23 protein-coding genes, 1 tRNA gene and 2 pseudogenes are annotated in these 25,079 nt (G+C 71.4%); 9 read left to right on the top strand and 17 right to left on the bottom strand.

Translation table 11 applies throughout. The annotated features are described in order from the left end of the window. Positions 1-40 precede the first annotated feature (40 nt). Entirely contained in the window at positions 41-2,107 is a 2,067-nt protein-coding gene (locus A37W_RS0103105) for a ComEC/Rec2 family competence protein (RefSeq protein ID WP_018301563.1), read from the top strand. On the opposite strand, the gene lexA is transcribed toward A37W_RS0103105, so the two are convergent. The 7 genes from lexA to A37W_RS0103070 form a co-directional block, all read right to left on the bottom strand. After that, entirely contained in the window at positions 2,101-2,790 is a 690-nt protein-coding gene (lexA, locus tag A37W_RS0103100; protein ID WP_018301562.1) for a transcriptional repressor LexA, read from the bottom strand. The genes A37W_RS0103105 and lexA overlap by 7 nt on opposite strands. Before the next feature lie 102 nt (positions 2,791-2,892). Next, positions 2,893-4,065, bottom strand: coding sequence for a molybdopterin molybdotransferase MoeA (locus A37W_RS0103095; RefSeq protein WP_026198261.1), 1,173 nt, complete (start codon positions 4,063-4,065; stop codon positions 2,893-2,895). A 2-nt stretch (positions 4,066-4,067) separates the two neighbouring features. Further along, complete coding sequence (gene moaC / locus A37W_RS0103090) at positions 4,068-4,547, bottom strand: cyclic pyranopterin monophosphate synthase MoaC (protein ID WP_018301560.1); 480 nt, start codon at positions 4,545-4,547, stop codon at positions 4,068-4,070. Between the two features lie 10 nt (positions 4,548-4,557). Continuing rightward, positions 4,558-5,376 (bottom strand): indole-3-glycerol phosphate synthase TrpC, encoded by an 819-nt coding sequence (trpC, locus tag A37W_RS0103085; protein ID WP_018301559.1) that lies wholly within the window; start codon positions 5,374-5,376, stop codon positions 4,558-4,560. After that, positions 5,373-6,023, bottom strand: a complete 651-nt coding sequence (locus A37W_RS0103080; RefSeq protein WP_018301558.1) for a uracil-DNA glycosylase — start codon at positions 6,021-6,023, stop codon at positions 5,373-5,375. Before A37W_RS0103080 ends, trpC begins: the two co-directional genes overlap by 4 nt. After that, the gene (gene trpD / locus A37W_RS0103075; RefSeq protein ID WP_018301557.1) at positions 6,023-7,039 is read right to left on the bottom strand and encodes an anthranilate phosphoribosyltransferase; all 1,017 of its coding nucleotides are present in this window, start codon (positions 7,037-7,039) and stop codon (positions 6,023-6,025) included. Before trpD ends, A37W_RS0103080 begins: the two co-directional genes overlap by 1 nt. Beyond that, a complete protein-coding gene (locus A37W_RS0103070) occupies positions 7,036-7,617 on the bottom strand; it encodes an anthranilate synthase component II (RefSeq protein WP_018301556.1) in 582 nt (193 codons plus the stop codon). The genes trpD and A37W_RS0103070 overlap by 4 nt, the downstream gene beginning before the upstream one ends. Positions 7,618-7,753: 136 nt before the next feature. Here A37W_RS0103070 and A37W_RS0103065 point away from each other — a divergent pair, with 136 nt between their 5' ends. Further along, positions 7,754-9,400: a divergent polysaccharide deacteylase family protein gene (locus tag A37W_RS0103065; RefSeq protein ID WP_018301555.1), complete on the top strand. Its 1,647-nt coding sequence runs from the start codon at positions 7,754-7,756 to the stop codon at positions 9,398-9,400. Between the two features lie 64 nt (positions 9,401-9,464). On the opposite strand, the gene A37W_RS20845 is transcribed toward A37W_RS0103065, so the two are convergent. From A37W_RS20845 to fabI, 9 genes are all read right to left on the bottom strand, one after another. Continuing rightward, entirely contained in the window at positions 9,465-10,061 is a 597-nt protein-coding gene (locus tag A37W_RS20845; RefSeq protein WP_018301554.1) for a pseudouridine synthase, read from the bottom strand. Positions 10,062-10,205: 144 nt separating this feature from the next. Continuing rightward, a complete protein-coding gene (gene trpE, locus A37W_RS0103055; protein ID WP_018301553.1) occupies positions 10,206-11,717 on the bottom strand; it encodes an anthranilate synthase component I in 1,512 nt (503 codons plus the stop codon). 11 nt (positions 11,718-11,728) lie between these two features. Next, positions 11,729-13,576 (bottom strand): peptidyl-prolyl cis-trans isomerase, encoded by a 1,848-nt coding sequence (locus A37W_RS0103050; RefSeq protein WP_018301552.1) that lies wholly within the window; start codon positions 13,574-13,576, stop codon positions 11,729-11,731. 64 nt (positions 13,577-13,640) lie between these two features. Further along, positions 13,641-14,816: an aminotransferase gene (locus A37W_RS0103045; protein ID WP_018301551.1), complete on the bottom strand. Its 1,176-nt coding sequence runs from the start codon at positions 14,814-14,816 to the stop codon at positions 13,641-13,643. A 58-nt stretch (positions 14,817-14,874) separates the two neighbouring features. Then, positions 14,875-15,048 carry a hypothetical protein gene (locus A37W_RS23635; RefSeq protein ID WP_018301550.1) on the bottom strand — a complete coding sequence of 58 codons (174 nt, stop codon included), beginning with the start codon at positions 15,046-15,048 and terminating at the stop codon, positions 14,875-14,877. Next, complete coding sequence (locus A37W_RS0103035) at positions 15,024-15,341, bottom strand: hypothetical protein (protein ID WP_018301549.1); 318 nt, start codon at positions 15,339-15,341, stop codon at positions 15,024-15,026. The genes A37W_RS23635 and A37W_RS0103035 overlap by 25 nt, the downstream gene beginning before the upstream one ends. Continuing rightward, positions 15,341-15,853 carry a xanthine phosphoribosyltransferase gene (gpt, locus tag A37W_RS0103030; RefSeq protein WP_018301548.1) on the bottom strand — a complete coding sequence of 171 codons (513 nt, stop codon included), beginning with the start codon at positions 15,851-15,853 and terminating at the stop codon, positions 15,341-15,343. Before gpt ends, A37W_RS0103035 begins: the two co-directional genes overlap by 1 nt. Positions 15,854-15,866: 13 nt before the next feature. Further along, on the bottom strand, positions 15,867-16,481 hold the full coding sequence (locus A37W_RS0103025; protein WP_018301547.1) for a LysE family translocator: 615 nt from the start codon (positions 16,479-16,481) through the stop codon (positions 15,867-15,869). After that, positions 16,478-17,281, bottom strand: coding sequence for an enoyl-ACP reductase FabI (fabI, locus tag A37W_RS0103020; RefSeq protein WP_026198260.1), 804 nt, complete (start codon positions 17,279-17,281; stop codon positions 16,478-16,480). The genes A37W_RS0103025 and fabI overlap by 4 nt, the downstream gene beginning before the upstream one ends. 157 nt (positions 17,282-17,438) lie before the next feature. Here fabI and pdxH point away from each other — a divergent pair, with 157 nt between their 5' ends. The 6 genes from pdxH (at position 17,439) to A37W_RS0102990 (ending at position 23,751) form a co-directional block, all read left to right on the top strand. Continuing rightward, complete coding sequence (gene pdxH / locus A37W_RS0103015) at positions 17,439-18,044, top strand: pyridoxamine 5'-phosphate oxidase (RefSeq protein WP_026198259.1); 606 nt, start codon at positions 17,439-17,441, stop codon at positions 18,042-18,044. Between the two features lie 138 nt (positions 18,045-18,182). Next, positions 18,183-18,740, top strand: a complete 558-nt coding sequence (locus A37W_RS0103010; RefSeq protein ID WP_018301544.1) for a cold-shock protein — start codon at positions 18,183-18,185, stop codon at positions 18,738-18,740. Between the two features lie 6 nt (positions 18,741-18,746). After that, positions 18,747-19,220 carry a DUF192 domain-containing protein gene (locus A37W_RS0103005; protein WP_026198258.1) on the top strand — a complete coding sequence of 158 codons (474 nt, stop codon included), beginning with the start codon at positions 18,747-18,749 and terminating at the stop codon, positions 19,218-19,220. A 155-nt stretch (positions 19,221-19,375) separates the two neighbouring features. Further along, positions 19,376-19,452, top strand: a tRNA-Pro gene (locus A37W_RS0103000). Positions 19,453-19,891: 439 nt separating this feature from the next. After that, on the top strand, positions 19,892-23,512 hold the full coding sequence (locus A37W_RS0102995) for a vitamin B12-dependent ribonucleotide reductase (protein WP_018301542.1): 3,621 nt from the start codon (positions 19,892-19,894) through the stop codon (positions 23,510-23,512). Between the two features lie 14 nt (positions 23,513-23,526). After that, positions 23,527-23,751 (top strand): DUF2188 domain-containing protein, encoded by a 225-nt coding sequence (locus tag A37W_RS0102990; protein ID WP_026198257.1) that lies wholly within the window; start codon positions 23,527-23,529, stop codon positions 23,749-23,751. A gap of 173 nt (positions 23,752-23,924) precedes the next feature. Here the strand turns inward: A37W_RS0102990 and A37W_RS24205 are convergent. Next, a pseudogene (locus tag A37W_RS24205) lies at positions 23,925-24,053 on the bottom strand (IS5/IS1182 family transposase); the annotation flags it as partial. Between A37W_RS24205 and A37W_RS20840 the strand changes: the two are divergent. Continuing rightward, positions 24,045-25,078 (top strand): annotated as a pseudogene (locus A37W_RS20840) (IS256 family transposase); the annotation flags it as partial. The pseudogenes A37W_RS24205 and A37W_RS20840 overlap by 9 nt on opposite strands. Position 25,079 lies beyond the last annotated feature (1 nt).

Raw genomic sequence — 25,079 nt, 5'->3', positions numbered from 1 at the left:
GCGCGGTCTACAGGACGGCGGGACGAAAGGACAAGGGCAGGTGCTGACGCTGGGCCGCATCGGCCCCGCCGGGGGGCTGCTCTCGGGCCTCGCGGCCGCCCTGCAGCGCCAGCGCGGGCATCTCGCGACGTGGAGCCCCGTCGCCCTGGCCGCGGGCATCGGTGGCTACTTTGCGCTGCCGGCGGAGCCGGACGCCGCCGCGTGGGTCGCTCTGGCGCTTGCTGCCCTCGCCGCATTCGGCGCGGCCCGGCTTGCGCCCGAGGCTCTGGCCCCGCTCTTCGCCGCGTTCGTCTTCGTGGCGGCCGGCGCGGCGCTGGCCGGCGTGCGGACGCACCTGACCGCGGCCCCCGTCCTGCCGTTCCGCTACTACGGGCCGGTCGAGGGTCGGGTGGTCGAAATCGACCGCTCCGCCTCGGACGCGGTGCGCCTCACGCTGGACCGCGTCGTGCTGGAGGACATGGCGCCAGACCGCACGCCGCGGCGGGTGCGCCTGTCGCTCCACGGCGACCAGCGCTGGAGCGAGCCGCAGCCGGGGATGACCGTGATCCTCACCGGCCATCTCGGCCCCCCGGCGGGGCCGGTCGAGCCCGGCGGCTTCGACTTCCGCCTGTCGGCCTGGTTCGAGGGGCTGGGCGCGGTCGGCTACACCCGCACGCCGCTGCTCGTCTGGGCGGCGCCCGACGAGGGCGCGGGCCTCGTCATCCACCGCCTGAGGGGCCGGATCGCGGACGGCATGCGCCACCGGATCGACGGTGACGCAGGCGGGTTCGCCGCGGCGGTGACCACGGGCGACCGGTCGGGCCTGACGCGGGCGGCGACGGACGCGCTGCGGGACGCGAACCTGTACCACCTCGTCGCGATCTCGGGGATGCACATGGGCCTGCTGGTCGGGTTCGTGTTCTGGATGGTCCGCGGCGCCGTCTCGGCCATCCCGCTGCTCGCGCTGCGCCTGTCGTCGAAGAAGATCGCCGCCGTCGCCGCGCTGCCCGCCGCGGCCTTCTACCTGGCGCTCGCCGGGCGGGCGCTGGCGACCGAGCGGGCGTTCGTCATGGCGGCGGTGGCGCTGGTAGCGATCCTCCTCGACCGGCGCGTTCTGACGCTGCGGTCGGTGGCGGTGGCGGCGCTGGTGATGCTGGTGCTGCGGCCCGAGGCGCTGCTCAATCCCGGCTTCCAGATGTCTTTCGCCGCGGTGACGGCGCTGGTCGCCGGCTTCGCCATCATCGGTCAGCCCCTCGGGCCGCGGTGGCGGTGGGCGGTACCGGCGGTGATGCTGCTTCTGTCGTCCGCGCTGGCCGGGGCGGCGACGGCGCCCTTCGCGGCGGCGCACTTCAACCGGGTGGCGCATTACGGCCTGCTCGCCAATCTCCTCGCCGTGCCGGCGATGGGCCTCCTCGTGATGCCCGGGGCGGTGCTGGCGGCGCTGCTGGCGCCGCTCGGCCTCGCGGCGCCGGCGCTGTGGATGATGCAGGCGGGATCGGCCTGGATCCTGCGGGTGGCGGAGTGGGTGGGGGCGATGGACGGAGCGGTATCGACCGTCGTCTCGCCACCCGCCGGCGTGCTGCCGCTGCTGTCCTTCGGGGCGTTGGTCGTGATCCTGTGGCAGGGCCGCGGGCGGTGGGCCGGGCTCGCGCCAGTTGCGCTGGCCGGCTGGATGTGGGTCACGGTGGACCGTCCCGCGCTTCTCGTCACCGACACGGGCGGGCTCATCGGGCTGATCGGGCCGGAGGGGCGGGCGTTGTCGCGGGGCACCGGCGACGGGTTCGCCGCGACGGTCTGGCTGGAGAACGACGGCGACCGGGCGACGCAGGAGGAAGCGGCAGCACGCCCCGGCGTGCCGGAGGTCGCGCCACGGACCTGGCGGACGGAGATCGGCGGCGCGGTCGTGCTGGCCGTGCGCGGAACCGGCGCCCTGGCCGCGCTGGACGGGTGCGGGGACGCGTCGCTTCTGGTGACGAACGCGGAAACCGACGTGCCGCGCCCCTGCGACGTCTACGACGCCGCCCGGTTGCGCCGGACCGGGGCGCTGGCGATCCGGCCGGACGGGCAGGGCGGCCTCGCCGTCCTGACGGTCGCGGACGTGGCGGGCCGCCGGCCCTGGTCTCAGTAGGTGCGGATCAGGCCCACGAGCCGGCCCCGCACCTCGACCTCGGAGGCGCGGAAGACGCGGGTCGGGTAGGCCTCGTTCGCGGCCTCCAGCGCGATGCGGTCGCCCTCGCGCCGGTAGCGCTTGAGCGTCGCCTCCTCGTTCTCGACGATCGCGACGACGATGTCGCCGTTGTCGACCGCGGTCGTTTCGCGGATCACAACGACATCGCCATCGTTGATCCCGGCATTGATCATCGAGTCGCCCGACACTTCCAGCGCGTAATGCTCCCCCCGGCCGATCATGCCGGCGGGGACGGCCACCTGGTGGCTCACCTCGGCGATGGCCGAGATCGGCACGCCCGCGGCGATCCGGCCCATGACGTCCAGTTCCACCGCCGACACCTCGACCGGCTGCGCCGCGCGGGGCGGCGGGCCGGAGGGGCGGTCGCCGTCGATCACGCGGGGGGCGAAGCCGGGCTTGCCTGCCATCGCGTCGGGCAGCTTCACGATCTCGAGCGCGCGGGCGCGGTGGGCGAGGCGGCGGATGAAGCCCCGCTCCTCCAGCGCGGTGATGAGCCGGTGGATGCCGGATTTCGACCGCAGATCAAGCGCTTCCTTCATCTCGTCGAAGGAGGGCGGCACGCCGTCGCGCTGGACGCGGGTGTGGATGAATTCGAGCAGATCAAGTTGCTTGCGCGTGAGCATCGCGTGGGTCCTTCCTGCGCGGGCGGCGCGGTGTTTTGCGGACGTTCTAGCGATGTTCCCGTTTTGTGTCAACGGGATCGCACGGGGGCGCGAGGCGACGCTTCAGAGGTCGATGACCTCGACCGTGTCTCCGGCTGCGTGCGCGGGATCACCCGGCGGCTGGACGATCAGGCAATCCGCCTCGGCCAGCACGGACAGCAGCGAGCTGTCCTGCTTGTCGAACGCGATCACCCCCTGCGGGGTCGTGCGGGCCCGCAGGTAATGCTCCCGCGGGCCGTTCGCGGCCAGCGGCGCGCCCAGCGTCGCGGTCCGCCGGGGGGCCGGCCCGGCGGGCAGGCCCTGCATCGCGGCGATCACCGGCGCGACGAAGACGTGGCCGCAGACCATCGCCGAGACCGGGTTGCCGGGCAGGCCGATCATCATCGCGTCGCCCAGGCGCCCGGCCATCAGCGGCTTTCCGGGGCGCATCGCGACCTTGTAGAACGCCCGCTCCATCCCGCGCCCCTCGGCCGCGGCGGCGACGAGGTCGTGGTCGCCCACCGAGGCGCCGCCGATGGTGACGAGGAGGTCCGCATCCGCCGCGAGGTCGAACGAACAGGACAGGCTGTCGAGGCTGTCGCCGGCGATCGGCAGCAGGCGCGGGCGGGCGCCCAGCTGGCGCAGGAGGGCATGCAGGCCGTAACTGTTCGAGGCGATGATCTGATCGGGGCCGGGCTCCTCTCCCGGCGGCACCAGTTCGTCGCCGGTGGCGAGGAGGGCGACCTCGGGCTGGCGCGCCACCTCGACCTCGGGGACGTTCATCGCGGCGAGAAGCGCCACGTCGGACGGGGTCAGGCGACGGGGGCCGCCAAGGGTCGCGCCGGTGCGGAAGTCGGCGCCCGCGGGGCGGATGTTGAGCCCTTCGCCGAGGGCATCGGTCAGACCGATCGCGTCGCCGTCGCGGACAGTGTCCTCCTGGATCACGACGCGGGTCGCGCCCTCCGGCACCGGCGCTCCGGTGAAGATGCGGACCGCCTGACCGGGGCCGACGAGGCCGGAAAATGCATGTCCCGCGGCACTTTCGCCGATGACATCGAAGCGGGCGCCGGGCCGCGCTTCGTCGCGTCGCACCGCGTAGCCATCCATGGCGGAGGCGGCGAAGGGCGGCTGGTCGCGGCGCGCGGCGACGGGGCCGGCGAGCACCCGGCCTGCCGCCTCGGTCAGCGGCACCATCTCTGTCCCGAGAGGTCGGACGAGCGCGAAGAGCCGCGACAGCGCCTCGGCGACCGGAACCAGGCTCACGCCCGCGCCCACCGGCCGGACTTGCCGCCGTCCTTCGAGACGAGGCGGACAGCGCCGATTTCCATCCCCTTCTCGGCCGCCTTCAGCATGTCGTAGACCGTCAGCGCGGCGACCGTCACGGCGGTCAGTGCCTCCATCTCCACCCCGGTCTTGCCGGTGGTCTTCACCGTCGCTTCGATCCGCACGCCGGGCAGATCGGGATCAGGCGTGAGGTCCAGTGCAACCTTCGAGATCGGCAGCGGGTGGCAGAGCGGAATCAGGTCGGACGTCCGCTTGGCCCCCTGGATCCCAGCGATCCGGGCGATGCCGAGGACATCGCCCTTGTCGGCGGTGCCCCCGGTGACGCGGGCCAGCGTCTCGGGCGTCATCCGGACGTGCCCCTCGGCGACGGCCGTCCGGGCGGTGTCTGCCTTGTCCGAGACATCGACCATGTGGGCGCGGCCGGCAGCGTCGAAATGGGTCAGGCGGTCGGTCATGGCGACGGCGTCAGATGCCCCCCGCGGCGGTCAGCGGGCTGGCGAGGATCGCGCGCGTCGCGGCGGTCACGTCGTCCTGCCGCATCAGGCTCTCGCCGATGAGGAAGCAACGCGCGCCGTAGCGGGCGAGGTCGGCGAGGTCGCCCGGCGTGCCGAGGCCGCTTTCGGCGACGATGGTCCGGTCTGCCGGCACCTGCCGGGCGAGCGTGCGCGTCGTCTGAAGATCGGTCGAGAAGGTATTGAGATCGCGGTTGTTGATGCCGAGGAGGGGGCTCTCCAGATGGGTGGCCGCCCGCTCCAGCTCCGCCGCGTCGTGGACCTCGACGAGGACGTCCATGTTCCAGCGCCGCGCCGCCTCCTCCAGCTCCGCAGCCTGGGCATCGGAGACGCTGGCCATGATGATGAGGATGCAGTCCGCGCCGAGCGCGCGGGACTCGGCCACCTGCCATGGGTCATAGAGGAAGTCCTTGCGCAGGACCGGCAGGCTGACGGCCTCCCGCGCGGCGACGAGGAACTCGTCCGCGCCCTGGAAGGACGGACCGTCGGTCAGCACGGAGAGGCAGGTCGCGCCGCCCTCGGCATAGGCCCGGGCCAGGGCGGGCGGGTCGAAATCGGGGCGAATGAGACCCTTGGAGGGCGAGGCCTTTTTGATCTCGGCGATCAGGCCGTAGCCTTCGCGGGCGGCGGCGGCCAGCGCGGCGGCGAAGCCGCGCACGGGCGGCGCCGCGGCGGCGCGGGTCTCGATCTCGCCCTGCGGCGTGGCCTCCTTGCGGGCGGCCACGTCCTCCAGCTTGTAGGCCTTGATCCGGTCGAGGATCGTCGCGCTCATGCCTGTCCCGCCCAGTCGATCGGTCGCTCGCCCCTGTCCATAAGCCAGCGGTTCACCGATGAAAATGGCCGCGAGCCGAAAAAGCCCCGGTGCGCGGAGAGGGGCGACGGGTGCGGCGCTGTCAGGATCAGATGCCCGCAGCCCACGGGCGCAAAGCGCTGCGCCGGCGCGCCCCAGAGCAGGAAGGCGCGGGGCCGGTCGCCGAGACGGGCGATGACCTCGCGCGTGAGCCGGTCCCATCCGAGGCGCCGGTGCGCGCCAGCGCGGCCTTCGGGTACGGTGAGCGCCGTGTTGAGAAGGAGGACGCCCTGGTCGGCCCAGTCGGCAAGGTCGGTGCGGGTGCGGGAAGCACCAAGATCGTCCTGCAACTCCTTGAAGATGTTGCCAAGGGAGTCGAGCCGGCCGGGAAAGCCGTCAGGGATGGAGAAGGCCAGCCCGTCGGCCTTGCCCGGTGTATGGTAGGGATCCTGGCCGAGGATCACGACGCGGGTATCGTCCGGCTGCGTCCGCTCCAGCGCCGCGAAGAGGCGGTTCTCCGGCGGGTGCACCGGCCCGTGCTCGGTTGTGAGCGCAGCCTCGATGCCCGGCCACGCCTCGTCCCAGAACGGCAGCTCGCGCCAGGCGCCGAGGCGCGTGAGATCCGCCATCAGGCGCCCGACGTGATCCGGGCCAGCGTCTCCATCGCCCGCTTCGCGGCGCCCGAATCCACGCTCTCGGCCGCCTGCTCGGCCCCCGCCTTCAGGTCGCCCGCGACGCCCGCCACCACCAGCGCGGCGGCGGCGTTCAGCAGCGCGGCGTCGCGGTAGGCGCCGGGCTGCCCGTCCAGCAAGGCCCGCAGCGCCGCGGCGTTCTCCTGAGGCGTGCCGCCGAGGATGTCGCGGAAGGGGTGGACCGGCAGGCCGGCATCCTCGGGATGCACCTCGCGGGAGCGGATGCGCCCGTCCTTCAGCTCGGCGACCGAGGTCTTGCCGGTGATCGACATCTCGTCCGTGCCGTCCTCGCCGTGGACCAGCCACGCCGCCTCGGAGCCCAGCGTGCGCAGCGTCTCGGCCATCGGGTGGATCAGGTCGATCGCGAAGGCGCCGGTGAGCTGGCGCTTCACCCCGGCGGGATTCGTGAGCGGCCCCAGGATGTTGAAGATCGTCTTGCAGCCGAGCTCCTGCCGGACGGGCATCACGTGCTTCATCGCCGGATGGTGCAGCTGCGCCATCATGAAACCGATGCCGGCCTCCCGCAGCCCGCGCTCCGTCGCCTCCGGCCCCGCCATCACGTCGATGCCGAGCTCGGTCTGCACGTCCGCCGTCCCAGACTTCGAGGACGCCGCCCGGTTGCCGTGCTTGGCCACCGGCACGCCGGCGCCCGCCACGATGAACGCGGCGGCGGTGGAGATGTTCAGCGTGTGCATGCCGTCGCCGCCGGTGCCGACGACGTCGATCGCCCCCTCGGGCGCGGTCACCTTCACGCAGCGGGCACGCATCGCGGCGGCGGCGGCGGCGTACTCGCTGACGCTTTCGCCCCGGGCGCGCATCGCCATGAGGAGGCCGCCCACCTGCGCGGGCGTCGCGGCGCCGTCGAACAGGTACTCGAACGCCTCCTCGGCCTGGGACTGCGACAGCGGACCCTCCGAGGCGGCGTAGATCAGCGGCTTCATCGCGTCGGTCATGCCGGCTCCGGGACGGTCGTCAGGAAATTCTTCAGCATCCGGTGCCCATGCTCGGAGGCGATGCTCTCGGGGTGGAACTGCACCCCGTGGATCGGCAGCTCGCGGTGGCTGAGGCCCATGATCGTGCCGTCCTCCAGCTCGGCCGTGACCTCCAGCGACGCCGGAAGGGTGGCGCGGTCGACGACGAGGCTGTGGTAGCGCGTGGCCAGGAATGGCGAGGGCAGGCCGGCGAAGACGCCGCCGCCGGTGTGGCGGACGGTGCCCATCTTGCCGTGCACGATCTCGTGGCAGCGCACCACGTCGCCGCCGAAGGCCTGGCCGATCGTCTGGTGGCCGAGGCAGACGCCGAGGAGGGGCGTTCGCGTCTCGGCCGCGGCCTCGGTCAGGGCGAGGCAGATGCCGGATTGCGTCGGGGTGCCGGGGCCGGGGGACAGGACGATGCCGGCTGGCCGCATCGCCATCGCCGCCTGCACGTCGATCGCGTCGTTGCGGCGGACCACGACGTCCGCGCCCAGCTCGCCCAGGTAGTGGACGAGGTTGTAGGTGAAGCTGTCGTAATTGTCGATCAGCAGCAGCATGACGGGTCCTTCGGGCCGGCCGGCCGATTGGGGGCTACCGCCGCCCCGGGGGGCTGGGGTAAGGTCGGGGCCATAGATGGGCCGCAAGGCGCGAGGACGTCAAGGCCGCGGGCAGAGCAGACGAGAAGGCGGGCCAATGGTCAGAGGCGTGATTTCGGGGGCGTTCTTCGGGGCGGTGGTCTCGGCGCTGGCACTGGCGACGGCGTCGCTGATGGGCGACCAGCCGGCGGGAAGCGCACCGCCGCTGACCCCGGGGGGTGCGCCGCCCGAGGACGTGGCCGCGCTGCCCGAAGTCCCGGAGGAGCCGGACAGCGCGCCGGTCCAGCCGCAGATGCCGCAGATCGGCGCGCCGACCACGGCGCCGGGGCAGGTCGTGCCCGGCGATGCCGAGGATGCGCCCCCGGCCGAGACCGAAAGCGAGGGCGCGCCGCCCGCCGCCGACAGCGCCGAGACGCTCGCCGCGCCCGAGGCGGGGTCGGCGCCCGAGCTGGCCGCCGGCAGCGACACGCCGGTCCTGCCGAACCCGCAGGCGCCTCCGCCGGAGCAACCGGCCGGCGAGAGCGACATCGTGCTGTCGACCGAGCCGGCGACGCCGCAGCCGCCGCAGCCGATCGAGATCGTCGAGGCGCCCGCGGCGGAGGAGCCCGAGGCGACGGACGTCGCGCCCGAGGTCCCGCAGGACGTCGCCGAGGCGCCCGACGCGCCGGTGGAACCCGAGGTGGAGGAGACCGCCGGCGCGGGCGACGGGTTGGCCGGCGAGGAGGGGCCGGGCGACGAGGATGTCGCGGACGCGGGGGCGGATGCACCAGAGGTGACGCAGGCCGCAACGGAAGATGCCGATCCGGGCGAGGTCCTGGAGTCGACGGGGTCCGACACGGCGGAGGCGGCCCCTGGCGAGCAGGCGGCGGACGCGGACGACGCGCCGGTCGTCGTCGACGTGCCGGTGGTCGTGGTCGAGGAGCCGGAAGGAGGTGACGAGGACACGCTCGCCCTGCAGGGGCAGGACTCCGGCCTGCCGGGCGGGACGGCCGACGTCGTGGTCCGCCGGCCCGAGACGGGTGCCGCCGACGCGCCGAATGGAGAGGCCCCCGCGGCGGAGGTCGATCCCGACGCGCCGCCGCTCGTCCGCTACGCCGCGCCGTTCGAGAACCCCCAGGGACAGCCGCTGATGAGCGTCGTCCTGATCGACGACGGCAGCCTGCCCGGCGCGCCCGCCGCCGTCGCCGGCATTCCGTTCCCGGTCACGGTGGCGATCGACCCGGCGCGCGAGGACGCGCTCGAGGTGATGGCCGCCTACCGCGACCGCGGCATCGAGGTCGCGGTCCTGCCGCAGCTGCCGCCGGGGGCGGGGGCGAGCGACGTCGAGGTGACGCTGGAAGCCGCGCTCGCCGCGGTGCCCGAGGCGGTGGCGCTGATCGACCGGACCGGCGCCTGGCAGTCCGGCGGCGGCATCGCCGACCAGACCCTGGCGCGGCTGGCGGGCGAGGGACGCGGCTTCGTCACGATCTCGTCCGGGCTCAACGCCGGCCTGCGCGCCGCCGAGGCCGAGGGCGTGCCGGCCGAGGTCGTCTACCGCGACCTCGACAGCGAGGGGCAGGACGCGCGGGTGATCCGCCGCTTCATCGACCAGGCGGCGTTCCGGGCGCGGCAGGAGAGCGGCGTGGTGCTGCTGGCGCGGACGCGGCCGGACACGATCTCGGCGCTGAATCTCTGGGGCAGCGCGAACCGGGCCGGGCAGGTGGCGCAGGCGCCGCTGTCGGCGGTGCTGCTGGCGCAGGAGTAGAGCCCGAAGCGTCCGGGGCGCGAACGGAATTCGTCGAATTCCGTTCTGTGGCCAGACGAAATTTCTAGAAATTTCTTCGCGCGCCGGCCCCGCCGACGCGCGGGGCCGGACGGCGGAGCGCCGCGACTTCGGCGGCAGTCGCCTCCCGCCATGCGCCGGGCGCCAGCCCCTCCACCGTCAGCGGCCCGATGGCCCAGCGGATCAGCCGCAGCGTCGGGTGTCCGACCGCCGCCGTCATCCGCCGCACCTGCCGGTTCCGCCCCTCGGTGAGCGTGAGGCGCAGCCAGCTGTCGGGCACCGACTTGCGCACGCGGATCGGCGGGTCGCGGGGCCAGAGTCCCTCGGGCTCGGCCGCGAGGTCGGCTTCGGCCGGGCGGGTCGGACCATCCTTCAGCGTCACGCCGGTCCGCAGAGCCGTCAGCGCCTCGTCCCCCGGGACGCCCTCGACCTGCGCGAGGTAGGTCTTCGGCAGCTTGTGCCGCGGCTCGGCGATCCGTGCCTGCAGGGCGCCGTCGTCGGTGAGCAGGAGCAGGCCCTCGCTGTCGCGGTCGAGGCGGCCGGCGGGGTAGACGTCCGGCACCGGGACGAGGCCGGCCAGCGTCGCGCCCTCGCCGGTGAACTGGCAGAGCGTGCCGTAGGGCTTGTTGAGGAGGATCAGCACCGGCCTGGACGCAAGGCGGCGCCAGAGCGGCCTCCGGGCGGAGGGGCGCTGCCCCTCTTGGCCCCGTGCCGGGGCCAATTCACCCCGGAGGTATTTGCAGCAAGATAGGGGGCAGGGGTGGGCGCGTCGGCGAGGCGGTCTGCCCTAGCCATTGCCGCCGTCCCGGAACAGGCCCGCATCCTCGGCCGCCTTGCGGATGGCGTTCGACTTGTGAACCGTCTCCATGTACTCCGCCGCCGGATCGCTGTCGTAGACGACGCCGCCGCCGGCCTGGATGTAGAGCTTTTCGTCCTTGAGCACGGCGGTGCGCAGCGCGATGCACATGTCCATGTCGCCGCCCGCGCTGAAGTAGCCGCAGCCGCCGCCGTAGACGCCCCGCTTCTCGGGCTCCAGTTCGTCGATGATCTCCATCGCGCGGACCTTGGGCGCGCCGGAGACCGTGCCGGCGGGCAGGCCGGCGAGGAGGGCGGAGAGGGCGTCGTGATCCTCGGAAAGCTCGCCCACCACGTTCGAGACGATGTGCATGACGTGGCTGTAGCGCTCCACGATGAACTGCTCGGTCGGGCGGACGGTGCCGATCTTCGCCACCCGGCCCACGTCGTTGCGGCCGAGATCGAGCAGCATCAGGTGCTCGGCCCGTTCCTTGACGTCGGCCATCAGCTCTGCCTCGTTCGCGCGGTCCTCGGCCGGGGTGGCGCCGCGGGGGCGGGTGCCGGCGATCGGGCGGATCGTCACCTCGCGGCCGAAGACGCGCACGAGGATCTCGGGCGAGGCGCCGATGACCTGGAAGCCGCCGAAATTGAAGAAGAACATGAAGGGCGAGGGGTTGGTCCGCCGCAGGCTGCGGTAGAGCGCCAGCGGCGGCTCGTGGAACCCCTGGGTCCAGCGCTGCGACGGCACGACCTGGAAGATGTCGCCGGCGCGGATGTACTCCTTGGCTTTCTCGACGGCGGCTTCGTAGCCCTCGCGCGTGAAGTTCGAGACGGGCAGCTCTTCGGGGCGCGGGTCGGCGTAGTGGCGGGCCGCGACGGCGACCGGCCGCTCCAGCGCGCGCTGCGCGTCCATCACCCGCTCGGCCGCCTGGGCGTAGGCGGCGCGGGCGGTCAGCGATCCGTCGGCCCAGGCGGGCGCGACGAGGATCACGTCGCCCTTCACCCCGTCCAGGACCGCGACGACCGAGGGGCGCAGCAGCACCGCGTCGGGCAGGCCGAGCGTGTCGGGCGGGCAGTTCGGCAGCCGCTCCACCAGGCGGATCATGTCGTAGCCGAGGTAGCCGAACAGGCCGGCCGAGGCGGCGGGCAGGCCGTCGGGCAGGTCGATCCGGCTCTCGGCGAGCAGGGCGCGCAGCGCGGTGAGCGGATCGCCCTCGCAATCGGTCCACGCCTCGTCGTCCCAGCGGGCGGCGCGGTTCACCCGCGAGGCGGTGCCGCGGCATTCCCAGACGAGGTCGGGATTCAGGCCGATGATCGAATAGCGCCCCCGCACCTCGCCGCCGGTCACGCTCTCCAGCATGAAGCTGTTCCGGCCGGCGGCCGACAGCTTGAGCATCAGGGACACCGGCGTGTCGAGGTCGGCCGCGAGGCGGGTCCAGACCACCTGGTTGCGTCCCGCCTCGAAGCCGTCGCGGAAGGTCTCGAACTCGGGCAGGAGAGGCATCGTCGGGGGCCCTACTGGAACTGCGTCAGGACCGCGTTCACCGCGGCGTCGTCGATCCGGATGTCGGTGTCCTGCTGGACCGCGGTTGCGAAGGCGCCGTAGATGTCCTGCGCGATCGACTGGCCGGTGCGCTCGGCGATCTGCTGGCGCTCGGCGGCGACGGTTTCGCTGCCCTCGTCGGCGGCGGAGATGCCGTCGAGGCGGACCACGATCACGCCGTCCTCGGTCGGGACGGTGCGGACCTCGCCGCGGTCCATCTCGAACACGGCGGAGACGAAGTCGCGGGGCAGTCCCTCGAGGAAGTCGCGCCGGCCGATGCCGAGCTGGGTGCGCGGGTTGCGGCCGGGGACGCGGAAGGCGCCGCTCTCGCGGATGTCGGTGGCGATCTCCTCGGCACGGGCGAGCACGGCCTCGCGCGTCCGGGCCTCGTCGAGGGCGGCGGCGACCTCGTCCCGCACCTCGTCCAGCGGACGGACCTGCGGCTCGGTCACTTCGTCGAGGCGGAGGGCGAAGACGCCGCCATCCTCGAGGGTGGCGATCTCGGGATAGGCGCCTTGCTCGGCGGCCGCAGCGGCCTGGCGGAACTCGTCGTAGGCGGCGATGCCCTCGCTCGTCCCGTCCGTCCAGTCGATCTGGCCGGCCTCGAGCGAGGAGTTGGCGACGAGGTCGTCGAGGTCGGCGCCGCCGGCGATCAGGTCGGCGAGGCCGTCGGTCTCGCTGTCGATCAGGCGGATGGCGCGCTCGTTCGCGACCTCGGCGCGGAGATCCTCCGCGGCCTCCTCGAACGGGATCTCCTGCGCCGAGAGGATCGCGTTGACGCGGAACAGGGCCGGGCCGACCGGGGTCTCGAGCGGGCCGACCACCTCGCCCGGCTGGGCGGCGAAGACGTCAGGACCGGCGGCGCCGAGGTCGTCTTCGGCCACGTCGCCGAGATCGACGTCCGACAGCGCGAGGCCGCGGTTCGAGACCAGCGTCTCGAAGTCCGTCTCGCCGGCGTCGAGGGCGGCGCGGGCCTCCTCGGCCACCTCCTGCGTGGACAGGACCAGCCGCTCGACGAGGCGGCGCTCGGGCTGCACGAACTCGGCCAGACGCTCCTCGTAGCGGGCGCGCAGATCCTCTTCGGGGATCTCGATCGTCTCGGCCAGCATCTCGGGCGTCAGCCAGGCGTAGCTGATGTGCCGGACCTCGGGCGTGGTGAACAGGTCCGGGTTCTCTTCCCAGTAGGCGGCAATCTCCTCGTCGGTCGGGGGCGCGGGCGGCTCTGCCAGGTCGCCTTCCGTGATGCGGACGAAGGTCGGGCTGCGGCGCTGGCCGATCCACTCGGCGACCGTGGCGGCGTAGGCCTCGGGGCGGGGCACGCCACCGATGACCGCGGCCTGCAGGATGGCGCGGGCGCTGTCGTCGCGGATCTGGGTCTCGAACTCGCCCTCCGTCAGGCCGATGCTGTCGAGGCGCTGGCCATAGATGTCGCGGTCGAACTGGCCGTCGAGGCCCTGGAACTCGGGCCGGGCGAGGACGCGCTCGCGCACCTCGGCGTCGCCGACGGAGAGGCCCATCTCGTCCGCCTCGTCGTCGAGCGCGGCCTCGATCACCAGTCCCTGCAGCACCGCCTGGTCGAGTCCCAGCTGCCGCGCGAGTTCCATCGTCACCGGCTGGCCGATCGTCTGCTCGAACGCGCGCAGGCGGTCGTTCAGCGCGTTGGCGTATTGCTGCATCGTGATCTCTTCCTCGCCGACGGCGGCGAGGGTGGTCCGTCCGCCGGACGAGATGTTGGTCGCGCCGAAGCCGGCGAGGCCGACGAGGAGGAGGCCGATGATGAGGTAGAAGCCGAGGCGGCTCGCGCTCTTTCCGACAGCCATTGGACGAGGTCCTCCCCTTGAAAACCGGCCCTCTCAATAGGCGCGGGGGGACAGGGGCGCAAGGTCAGAGGCGGGCGGCCGCGAGCCTGTCGTAGAGGCGGCCGATGCCGGCGCGATCCACGTTGGCGAATGCGATGCGGACCTGCCGCTGGCCGTCGGGATCCTCGGGCGGCATGAAGATGGTGCCGGGGAGCAGCAGCACGCCGTGTTCGCGGGCGAGGCGGCGGGCTGCGACGGGGGCCGGGGCGTCGAACGGGTGCTGAAGGTAGGCGAAATAGGCGCCGCAGCCGAGGAGGCGCCAGCCTTCCGCCTCCAGCTGCGGAAAGCCCTCGGTGATGGCGGCGCGGCGGTCCAGGATCTCCTGCCGTTCTCCCGCGACCCACGCGCCGAGGTGGCGCAGGCCCCAAAGCGCGGCGCGCTGGCCGAGCTGGGGCGCGCAGATGGTCACGCTGTCGATGAACTTCTCGGCCTCGGCCAGCCGCGCCTCGGAAGCGATCATCGCGCCGACGCGGTGCCCGGTCAGGCGGTAGGCCTTGGAAAAGGAATAGAGGTGGATCAGCGTGTCGGCCCAGTCCGGGTCCTCGAACAGGTCGTGCGGCCGTCCGTCACGGCCGTCGAAGTCACGGTAGGTCTCGTCCACGATCAGCGCGATGCCGCGGGAGTTCGCGAGGTCGTGGAAGGCGCGGACCGTCGCGGCGGGATACTCCGCCCCGCCCGGATTGTTCGGCGTCACCAGGACGATGGCGCGGGTGCGCTCGGTGATAAGCCCGGCGGCCTCGCCAGCGTCCGGGATCAGGCCAGGGCCGCAGGGCAGGGGCACGGTGCGGATCCCCTGCATGTCGTGCCACATGCGGTGGTTGAAGTACCACGGCACCGGCAGGATCACCTCGTCGCCCTCGCCGGCGAGCGTGGCGAGCGCGGCGGTGTAGGCCTGGTTGCAGCCGGCGGTGATGGCGACCTGCGACGGCGCGATGGGCCCGCCGTAGAGCGCGGACCAGCGCTCCGCCACCTCCTCGCGCAGCGCCGGCAGGCCGAGGTCGGGGCCGTAGAGGTGGGCGCCGGGGTCGTTGAGAACGATCTCGGCCATCGCCTCGCGCAGGGCCAAGGGCGGCGGCTCCACCGGGGCGGCCTGGCTGACGTTGATCAGCGGCCTGTCCGGCGGGAAGGTCACGCCGTCCAGCCAGGCGTAGGCCTCGGAGATCGGCGGCGGGTAGGTGGCCTGGGTGCGGGGCAGGGACATGGGCGCTCGGACCGGAAGGGACGCCGCGGACGCTAGCCCTCGCCGCGGCGCGGCGCAATCAGGGCGTCTGGCGGAGCCGCCAGAGGAACGCCTCGGTCGCGACGAGGGTCATCAGGACGGAGTGGATCAGCCACGTGCGGGTCGCGGTGTCCGACAGGTCCAGCGCCCCGACCCACGCGACCCAGAGGATCAGCAGGACGACCCAGATCAGTCCGCGCTGAGATGCGCCCACAGGACCGGCGCGCGCATCAGCGGCACCTCGAACCGCCGCGCCAGCGCCGAGGCGACGATCATCGGGGGCAGGGTGCCGACCAGGAGGGCCCCGCCGAGGAACGGTAGGATCGGGACGTAGGCGGCGAGGAAGCGGTCCAACGGTTCGCTGCCGCCCGACGACAGCCAGCCGTAGAGCGGGAAGATCACCAGCACCTCGGCGATCACCGCCGTCAGCCATCCGGTCGTGACCGCGCTCTGCGCCGGGGTCGAGGGCGGCGCGCGACCGACCCGCGCGCGTCTCCTCCGCGCCATCAGTCGCGGCCGCGGTAGGGCTCCACGTATTGCAGGGCCATGTCCCAGGGGAAGAAGATCCAGGTGTCCTGGCTGACCTCGGTGATGAATGTGTCGACCTGCGGCCGGCCCTTGGGCTTGGCGTAGACCGTGGCGAAGTGGGCCTTGGGATACAGGCGGCGGACCAGTTCCAGCGTCTTGCCGGAATCGACGAGGTCGTCGACGACGAGGATGCCGGTGCCGTCCCCCATCATCTGTGCGTCGGGGGACTTCAGCACCGAGGCCTCGGTCTGGGCCTGGTGGTCGTAGGATTTCACGCTGATCGTGTCGACGGTGCGGATGCCGAGCTCTCGCGCGACGATCATCGCCGGGGCCATGCCTCCGCGGGTGATCGCGACGACCGCGCGCCAGGCGCCGTCGTCCGGCCCGTCGCCGTCGAGCCGCCACGCCAGCGCACGGCTGTCGCGGTGGATCTGGTCCCAGCTGACGTGAAAGCCCTTCTCGTGCGGCAGGCGGTCGGCGGCAGGGGGCATGGGGCAGGCTCCGTCAGGTGAGGGCGATCTTGAGGCCGAAGCCGGCGAGCAGCACGCCGAAGGCGCGGTCGGTCGCGGTCTTGAGGCGCAGGTAGGCGGCGCGCGGGCCGGGCAGCGAGAACAGGCGCGCGGTCAGCAGATACCAGCCGAACTCGTTGAGGCACACGGCGGCGAGGATGGCAGCGCGCCAGGCGAGCGGCGTGTCCGGCGGCACGAGGCCTACAAAGACGGCGCCGAAGAAGATCGCCGGCTTGGGATTCGACGCGAAGGTGAGGAAGCCGAAGCGGATCGCGGCGGCGCGGCTGCGGGGCGCGGCGCCCTCGCCGGCCAGCTCCAGCGGCGCGCGGGCGTGCCGCCACATCTGCAGCGCGATCCAGAGGAGGAACAGGGCGCCCACGAGCTTCAGCCCCGTGAACAACGCCGGCACCAGCTCGAACAGCAGGGCAAGGCCCGCCATCGCGGCGGTGGCCCAGAGGCCGGCGCCGAGGGCGAAGCCGAGCGCGAGCGCGGCTGCGGTGGAGAAGCCCTCGGCCGCGGCGGTGCGCACCGAGACGACGAAGGACGGTCCCGGCGAGATCGCCGCGAGCAGGTGGATCACCACCACCGAGGCGAAGGCCGCCAGCGTCACTTCTCGATGTCCGGGGCGTCGACGGCCTTCATGCCGACCACGTGGTAGCCGGCGTCGACGTGCAGCACCTCGCCCGTGGTGCCAGAGCCGAGGTCGGACAGCAGGTACAGCGCCGACTTGCCGACATCCTCGGTCGTCACGTTGCGGCGCAGCGGCGAGTTGTACTCGTTCCATTTCAGGATGTAGCGGAAGTCGCCGATGCCCGAGGCGGCCAGCGTCTTGATCGGCCCCGCCGAGATCGCGTTCACCCGGATGCCGTCCTTGCCGAGATCCTCGGCCATGTAGCGCACCGACGCCTCCAGTGCGGCCTTGGCGACGCCCATGACGTTGTAGTGCGGCATCACCCGCTCGGCGCCGTAGTAGGTGAGCGTCAGGCACGAGCCGCCGGCGTTCATCATCGCCGCCGCCCGCTTCACCACGGCGGTAAAGGAATAGACCGAGATGTCCATCGACATCAGGAAGTTGTCGCGGGACGTGTCGACGTAGCGGCCGCGCAGCTCGTTCTTGTCGGAGAAGCCGATGGCGTGGACCACGAAGTCGAGGCCGCCCCAGCGGTCCTTGAGATCCGCGAAGAGAGTGTCGACCGAAGCCATGTCGCTGACGTCGCAGGGCAGGACGATGTCGCTGCCCAGCTCCTTCGCCAGCGGCTCCACCCGCTTCTTCAGGGCCTCGCCCTGGTACGAGAAGGCGAGCTCGGCGCCGGCGCCGGCGAGCGACCGGGCGATGCCCCAGGCGATCGACTTGTCGTTCGCGAGGCCCATGATGAGGCCCCGTTTTCCGTCCATCAGACCTGCGCTCACGAAGGAACCTCCCGCTCGCCGTAACCGGCTTTGCCCACCGTCTAGGCGAAGCGTTCCCGTCCATCAAGTCGCGGGCGACGGAGGATCATGGCTTGCGCTAGGATGGCGGGGCAGGCACATGCCGACCGATGGCACGGGCCGGAAGGGGCGCGGCGACATGACGGAACGGTCGGGACTATTCGCGGGCGACGATCCGGTGGCGCTGGCGCGCGTCTGGCTGGACGAGGCGACGGCGAGCGAGCCGAACGATCCCAATGCCATCGCGCTCGCCACGGCCGACGCGGACGGCCTGCCGAACGTGCGCATGGTCCTTCTGAAGGACATCGAGGCCGACGCCTTCGTCTTCTATACCAACTACGAGAGCCGCAAGGGGCAGGAGATCGAGGCCAGCGGCAAGGCGGCGTTTGTCCTGCACTGGAAGTCGCTGCGCCGTCAGGTCCGCGTCCGCGGCCTCGTCACGCGCGAGGACGGGGCAGCGGCGGACGCCTACTACCAGTCCCGCGCCCTGCAGAGCCGGATCGGCGCGTGGGCCTCGAAGCAGTCCCGCCCGCTCGACTCGCGGGCGACGCTGATGGCCGAGGTCGCGGCCGAGACGGCGCGGCACGGACTCCGGCCGGCGCGGCCGCCGTTCTGGGGCGGCTACCGCATCGCGCCGGTCGAGATCGAGTTCTGGGCGGACGGCGCATTCCGCCTGCACGACCGTTTCCGCTGGACCCGGTCGGGACCGGGCGAGACGTGGAGCGTCGAAAGGGTGTACCCCTGAGGACGGCAGGGCCGACCGGACGCCGGTGAAGCCCATTGTGTGGTAACGATTGTTCTGGTCGGTATGAACGCGCGGGGGCAGGGACGGCCCGTGCGCCAGAAGGGGCCATCGCCGGAACGGCGGTGGGAAGGGCGAGACATGCAAGACGACGACAGCGCGCCGACCCGCACCGTGAGGGGCCACGTGAAGTGGTTCGATCCCGCCAAGGGATTCGGGTTCGTGGTGTCCGAGGAGGGCGGGCGCGACATCCTGCTGCACGGCAACGTGCTGCGGACCTTCGGCCAGAGCACGGTCGCCGACGGCTCGGCGATCGAGCTGAAGGCGCAGGAGACCCAGCGCGGGGTGCAGGCGGTCGAGGTGATCTCGATCGTGCCGCCCGCGGGCGGGGTCGGCAGCGGCCTCAGCGATCTCGCCGGCATCGACCCGGCCGAGCTCGCCGCGCGACCGATCGAGCCGGCGCGGGTGAAATGGTTCGACAAGGCCAAGGGCTTCGGCTTCGCCAACGTGTTCGGGCAGGACGACGACGTGTTCATCCACATCGAGGTGCTGCGCAAGTCCGGCCTCAGCGACCTGCAGCCGGGCGAGGCGGTCGGCATGCGCTCGATCGAGGGACGGCGCGGGCTGATGGCGGTGGAAGTGCTGGCATGGGATGCTGCGGGGCGAGGCAGCGGCGGGGAGACCGACTCGGGTGGGTGACGCGTGATGAGTGACAGATTGACGGTGGCCGTCCTGCTGGCGGCGGCGTGGGCCGCGCCGGCGAGCGCGCAATGGGCCTGCTCGGACGACCGGGTGACGGTCGTCGGCGAGTTCGGCCGGGCGAGCTTTGCCGTGGAGGTCGCGGACGAGCCGCAGGAGCGGTCGCAGGGCCTGATGTACGTCGAGGAGATGGGCACGCTGGAAGGCATGCTCTTCGTCTACGAGCGGCCGCAGCGGGCCAGCTTCTGGATGCGCAACACCTTGATCCCGCTCGACATGCTGTTCGCGGACGAGACCGGCGTCATCACCCGCATCCACGCGCAGGCGGTGCCGCTGGACGAGACGTCGATCGACGGCGGCGAGGGCGTGAAATACGTGCTCGAGATCAACGGCGGTCTCGCCGCGCGCCTCGGAATCGAGGAAGGGGATGCCATGCAGCACCCCGCGATGGGCGCGGACGCCAAGCTGCCCTGCGAGTGAGCGGCGTCGCCGAAAAAATCGCGATACACAACCCATGCACCGGGCGTGCACAGGCCCTGCACCCCTGAACCCAGATCTCTTTCGATAGGGTCGACCACGCGACGTGTCATCCGCGTTGACGGCGGGGCCGTCCGCGGGCAAAGACGGCCTTGGTCCGGGGCGTAGCGCAGCCTGGTAGCGCGCCTGTTTTGGGTACAGGAGGTCGTGAGTTCGAATCTCGCCGCCCCGACCAGTCTTCCTGATCCCGCTCAGCCTTTCTCGAATCGCCGGCCGGTCCCGGATCTGCCGCAGTTCCGGGCGCGCCCCCGGCACAGTGGCGGTCGCGCCACGCGGCCCCTGTGGAGAAGTCGCCCCGCAACTGCCCGAAGGCTGGGGACGAATCCGGGAAAACTGCACGAAGTCGCGTCAACCGAAAAAACAGCACCCCTAGTGGTAAAAAGCCGTTGACCCCCAAGGTGTAGATGCCGCAGGTTGTGCAGGTCGGTTCGACCCGCACAAGATGTTGTGGTCTCCGGCACGAGGCAGACAAGACGACCCGACACCACGCCGACACTCGCCGCCGCTGCGGAGGGCGCCCTGCCGGACCGAGGTCCGGCAGCCGGCAGAGGCATGGGGACAGGGCGTCGCACCGGCCGGCAATGACCGGCGCAACGAAGGGACGGGGCACCGACATGAAGATCGCGCGCGCATTCACCGAGGCCGGCAAGGACGCCTACGAGGGGATCGAGTTCCGGACAACCTCGTCCGAGATCCGCAATCCCGACGGTACCGTGGTGTTCCGGCTGGACGAATGCGAGGTGCCCGTCGCGTGGAGCCAGGTCGCCAGCGACGTGATTGCGCAGAAGTACTTCCGCAAGGCCGGCGTCCCCTCGGCGACGAAGCCGGTCCGCGAGAAGGGCGTGCCCGAGTTCCTGTGGCGGCAAGTCCCGGCCGACGGCGCGACCTTCGGCGGCGAGACCTCCGCGCGGCAGGTGTTCGACCGGCTCGCCGGCGCCTGGGCCTACTGGGGCTGGAAGGGCGGCTACTTCACCGAAGAGAGCGACGCCCGCGCCTACTACGACGAGATGCGGCACATGCTGGCGCGCCAGATGGCCGCGCCGAACAGCCCGCAATGGTTCAACACCGGCCTGCACTGGGCCTACGGCATCGACGGCCCGGCGCAGGGGCACCACTACGTCGATCACAGGACCGGCAAGCTGACCAAGTCGGACAGCGCCTACGAGCATCCGCAGCCGCATGCCTGCTTCATCCAGTCCGTCGCCGACGACCTGGTGAACGAGGGCGGCATCATGGACCTCTGGGTCCGCGAGGCGCGCCTCTTCAAGTACGGCTCGGGCACCGGCACCAATTTCTCCTCGCTCCGCGGCGAGGGCGAGAAGCTGTCGGGCGGCGGCAAGTCGTCCGGCCTCATGGGTTTTCTCAAGATCGGCGACCGGGCGGCCGGCGCGATCAAATCAGGCGGCACAACCCGTCGGGCAGCGAAGATGGTGATCGTGGACGCCGATCACCCGGACATCGAACAGTTCATCGACTGGAAGGTGCTGGAAGAGCAGAAGGTCGCGTCGATCGTCGCGGGATCGAAGATGCACGAGCGACAGCTCAACGCCATCTTCGCCGCGATCAAGGCCTGGGACGGCGACATGGCCGACGCCGTCGACCCGGGCAAGAATCCGGGTTTGAAGACCGCGCTGCGTGACGCGAAAAAGGTCTCGATCCCGGAAACATACATCAAGCGCGTGCTGGACTACGCCCGCCAGGGCTACACCTCGATCGAGTTTCCGACCTACGACACCGACTGGGACAGCGAGGCCTACAACTCTGTCTCCGGCCAGAATTCGAACAACTCGATCCGGGTCACCGACGCCTTCCTCAAGGCCGTCGAGGCCGACGGCGACTGGGATCTCATCAACCGCACCTCGGGCAAGGTCGCCAAGACCGTCAAGGCCCGCGACCTGTGGGAGAAGGTGGGCCACGCCGCGTGGGCCTGCGCCGACCCGGGCATCCAGTTCCACGACACAGTCAACGCCTGGCACACCTGCCCCGAAGACGGGCCGATCCGGGGGTCGAACCCCTGCTCGGAATACATGTTCCTCGACGACACCGCCTGCAACCTGGCGTCGATGAACCTGCTGCAGTTCTACCGCGACGGCCGTTTCGACGCCGAGGCCTACGTCCATGCCACGCGCCTGTGGACCGTCACGCTGGAGATCAGCGTGCTGATGGCGCAGTTCCCGTCCAAGGAGATCGCGCAGAAGTCCTACGACTTCCGCACCCTCGGCCTCGGCTACGCCAACATCGGCGGCCTCTTGATGAACATGGGGCTGGGCTACGACAGCGACGAGGGCCGGGCGATGGGCGCGGCGCTGACCGCGATCATGACCGGCGTCGCCTACGCCACCTCGGCCGAGATGGCGGGCGAGCTGGGCGCCTTCCCGGGGCACGAGCGCAACGCGCAGCACATGCTGCGGGTGATCCGCAACCACCGCCGCGCCGCCTATGGCGAGACGGACGGGTACGAGGCGATGAACGTGAACCCGGTTCCGTTCGACGCCGCCAACTGCCCGGACCAGCGCCTGGTCGCGCTGGCGAAGTCGTCCTGGGACGAGGCCCTCAGCCTCGGCGAGAAGAACGGCTACCGCAACGCGCAGGTGTCGGTCATCGCGCCTACGGGGACGATCGGCCTCGTCATGGATTGCGACACCACGGGCATCGAGCCGGACTTCGCGCTGGTGAAGTTCAAGAAGCTGGCCGGCGGCGGCTACTTCAAGATCATCAACCGCTCGGTCCCCGCCGCGCTCGAGACGCTGGGCTACTCCTCCTCGCAGATCGAGGAGATCATCTCCTACGCGGTCGGCCACAAGACGCTGGGCAACGCGCCGGGCATCAACCACACCTCGCTGGTCGGCCACGGCTTCGGCCAGGCCGAACTGGACAAGCTGGAAGCGGCGCTGCCGCAGGCCTTCGACATCCGGTTCGTCTTCAACCAGTGGACGCTGGGCGAGGAGTTCTGCACCCGGACCCTCGGTATCCCGGCGGCCAAGCTGGCCGACCCGACCTTCGACCTGCTGCGCCACCTCGGCTACAGCAGGAAGGACATCGAGGCCGCGAACGACCACGTCTGCGGGACGATGACGCTGGAAGGCGCGCCGTACCTCAAGGACGAGCATCTCAGCGTGTTCGACTGCGCCAACCCCTGCGGCAAGAAGGGCAAGCGCTACCTCAGCGTCGGCAGCCACATCCACATGATGGCCGCGGCCCAGTCCTTCATCTCGGGCGCGATCTCCAAGACGATCAACATGGCCAACCACGCCACGATCGAGGATTGCCAGAAGGCGTACGAGCTGTCGTGGTCGCTCGGCGTGAAGGCGAACGCCCTCTACCGCGACGGCTCCAAGCTGTCGCAGCCGCTGGCCTCCGCGCTGGTGGAGGACGACGACGAGGCGGCCGAGGTGCTGGAGAGCGGCACCAACCACGAGAAGGCGACCGTCCTGGCCGAGAAGATCGTCGAGAAGATCATCGTCAAGGAGATGGTCCGCTCGCACCGCGAGAAGATGCCCGAGCGGCGGCGCGGCTACACCCAGAAGGCGGTGGTCGGCGGCCACAAGGTCTATCTGCGGACCGGCGAGTACGGCGACGGTAGCTTGGGCGAGATCTTCATCGACATGCACAAGGAAGGCGCCGGCTTCCGCGCGATGATGAACAACTTCGCCATCGCGGTGTCGGTCGGCCTGCAGTACGGCGTGCCGCTGGAGGAGTTCGTGGACGCCTTCACCTTCACCAAGTTCGAGCCGGCCGGGATGGTGCAGGGCAACGACAGCATCAAGTCGGCGACCTCGATCCTCGACTACATCTTCCGCGAACTGGCGGTGAGCTACCTCGACCGCACCGACCTCGCCCACGTGAAGCCGTCCGGCGTCACCTTCGACGAACTCGGCCGCGGCGAGGAGGAGGGCAAGTCGAACGTCCGCGAGGTGAACGAGAGCGCGGCGTCGAAGAGCCTGGAAGTGCTGAAGCAGGTGGCGAGCGCCGGCTTCACCCGGGGGCGGCTGCCTCAGGAGCTGATGGTGCTGAACGGCGGCATGTCGGGCGTGGCCCCGGCGGCGCTGTCGGGCCTGTCGGTCACGACCGAGGCGCAGACGGCCGTCGCGACGGTCAGCATCTCGGCCCGCGACAAGGCCAAGATGCAGGGCTACGAGGGCGACCCCTGCGGCGAATGCGGCAACTACACGCTGGTGCGCAACGGCACCTGCATGAAGTGCAACACCTGCGGCGGGACGTCGGGCTGCAGCTGACGGAGGAGGTGACCATGGCCGATGGCGACTACTGGACGACCAGGCACGAGGACGGCTGGCAGGTGAAGCGCGAGGGCGCGAGCCGGGCGAGTTCGGTCCACGGAACGCAGGCGGAGGCGTGGGAGGAGTGCAAGCGCCTCGCCCGCGGAGCGAAGTGCGAGGCGTACCTGCAGGGCGAGGACGGGCAGATCCGCGAGCGCAACACCTATGGTCACGACCCCCGGGACATCCCGGGCTGAGACAACGAGATCCGGCGCGGGCTCTGCCCGCCCCGGCGCGGATCGGGCCGCAGGCAGAAAACCGGGCGGTACCAACAAATCGAGCCTGATCAGCGAACCTCAGGGCCCCTTCGGGGGCCCTTTTTCTTGGGGCCAGCTGTGCGAGCGGCCATCGGACGGCCGGGGTCTCCGGCACGTCCGCGGTAGTCATCGCCTGTCACGTCAGGCGACAGGCTCGGTGCCGTGCGATGGGCCTTCAGGTAGGTCGCGTCGATCATCACCGTCTTCGGCGCGGTGCCCTCCGCGGCCAGAGCTATCGCCACGGCCGTCGCGAGCGCGAACTGGTCGGCACGTTCGGCACGGAGATCGTCAGCGTGCCCCGCGCCCGTATTGAGGGCGAGGACGGCAAGACCACGAAATGGCGCTCGAAGGCGCTGCCGCGCTACCAGCGGCTGACGAAGCGCGCCGAGGCGCTGATCGCCGCGGTCTACCTCGCCGGGACCAACACACGGCGGGTGAAGCGGGCGCTTTACGGCCTGTTCCAGGGCGCGGTCGGCAAGGACGTCGTCAGCCGGGCCTGGCGGAAGGTGAAGGTCGACTGGGACGCATGGTGTGCGCGCAGCCTCGCCGAGGAAGACATCGTCCGCCTGATCCTCGACGGCACGGTGATCCGGACCCGGCTGGACAATAAGGCCACGAACATCTCCGTGCTGGCGGCCATTGGCGTGCGCCGCGACGGCCAGAAGATCCTGCTGTCCATCCGGCACATGGGCGGGGAGAGCACCGGGGCGTGGCGCCAGTTCCTCGACGATCTCGACGCCCGCGGGCTGAAGCGCCCCGACTTCGTCATCGTGGACGGCGCGCCGGGGCTCGAGGCCGCGCTCACCGCGCTCTGGGGCGCCGAGTTGCCGATCCAGCGCTGCACCGTGCACAAGCACCGCAACCTGCTCGGACACGCGCCCAAGCACCTGCATGACGAGCTGACCGAGGATTACCGCGACATGATCTACGCCGCGACTGCCGCCGAGGTGGAGAGCCGCCGCAAGGCGTTCCTGCGCAAATGGCGCCTCAAGTGCCGGGCCGTCGCCGACAGCCTCTAGGAAGCCGGGGAGCGGCTGTTCGCCTACACCCGCCTCGATCCGTCGCAATGGAAATCGGCGCGGACAACCAACGCCATCGAGCGGTTCAACGAGGAATTCCGACGCCGCATCAAGACCCAGACCGTCCTGCCCTGCACCGAGACCGTGCCCATGCTGCTCTGGGCGCTTCTCGCCTCCGGCCAGATCTGCATGCGCAAGTCGACGGGTGGGAGACCCTGTCTCAGCCCATCGAACCCCTTCGCCCTTGAC

Source organism: Wenxinia marina DSM 24838 (genome assembly GCF_000379485.1).
GTDB lineage: Bacteria > Pseudomonadota > Alphaproteobacteria > Rhodobacterales > Rhodobacteraceae > Wenxinia > Wenxinia marina.
Note: the sequence above shows the minus strand (reverse complement) of the source record. Positions and strands in the feature narration are given on the sequence as shown.

Bases quoted from the DNA above. Each gene is read 5' to 3' on its own strand.
- lexA (WP_018301562.1), bottom strand. From the start codon at position 2,790: ATGCTCACGCGCAAGCAACTTGATCTGCTCGAATTCATCCACACCCGC.
- moaC (WP_018301560.1), bottom strand. From the start codon at position 4,547: ATGACCGACCGCCTGACCCATTTCGACGCTGCCGGCCGCGCCCACATG.
- trpC (WP_018301559.1), bottom strand. From the start codon at position 5,376: ATGAGCGCGACGATCCTCGACCGGATCAAGGCCTACAAGCTGGAGGAC.
- A37W_RS0103080 (WP_018301558.1), bottom strand. From the start codon at position 6,023: ATGGCGGATCTCACGCGCCTCGGCGCCTGGCGCGAGCTGCCGTTCTGG.
- trpD (WP_018301557.1), bottom strand. From the start codon at position 7,039: ATGACCGACGCGATGAAGCCGCTGATCTACGCCGCCTCGGAGGGTCCG.
- A37W_RS0103070 (WP_018301556.1), bottom strand. From the start codon at position 7,617: ATGCTGCTGCTGATCGACAATTACGACAGCTTCACCTACAACCTCGTC.
- A37W_RS0103065 (WP_018301555.1), top strand. From the start codon at position 7,754: ATGGTCAGAGGCGTGATTTCGGGGGCGTTCTTCGGGGCGGTGGTCTCG.
- trpE (WP_018301553.1), bottom strand. From the start codon at position 11,717: ATGCCTCTCCTGCCCGAGTTCGAGACCTTCCGCGACGGCTTCGAGGCG.
- A37W_RS0103050 (WP_018301552.1), bottom strand. From the start codon at position 13,576: ATGGCTGTCGGAAAGAGCGCGAGCCGCCTCGGCTTCTACCTCATCATC.
- A37W_RS0103045 (WP_018301551.1), bottom strand. From the start codon at position 14,816: ATGTCCCTGCCCCGCACCCAGGCCACCTACCCGCCGCCGATCTCCGAG.
- A37W_RS0103035 (WP_018301549.1), bottom strand. From the start codon at position 15,341: ATGGCGCGGAGGAGACGCGCGCGGGTCGGTCGCGCGCCGCCCTCGACC.
- gpt (WP_018301548.1), bottom strand. From the start codon at position 15,853: ATGCCCCCTGCCGCCGACCGCCTGCCGCACGAGAAGGGCTTTCACGTC.
- pdxH (WP_026198259.1), top strand. From the start codon at position 17,439: ATGACGGAACGGTCGGGACTATTCGCGGGCGACGATCCGGTGGCGCTG.
- A37W_RS0103010 (WP_018301544.1), top strand. From the start codon at position 18,183: ATGCAAGACGACGACAGCGCGCCGACCCGCACCGTGAGGGGCCACGTG.
- A37W_RS0103005 (WP_026198258.1), top strand. From the start codon at position 18,747: ATGAGTGACAGATTGACGGTGGCCGTCCTGCTGGCGGCGGCGTGGGCC.
- A37W_RS0102995 (WP_018301542.1), top strand. From the start codon at position 19,892: ATGAAGATCGCGCGCGCATTCACCGAGGCCGGCAAGGACGCCTACGAG.
- A37W_RS0102990 (WP_026198257.1), top strand. From the start codon at position 23,527: ATGGCCGATGGCGACTACTGGACGACCAGGCACGAGGACGGCTGGCAG.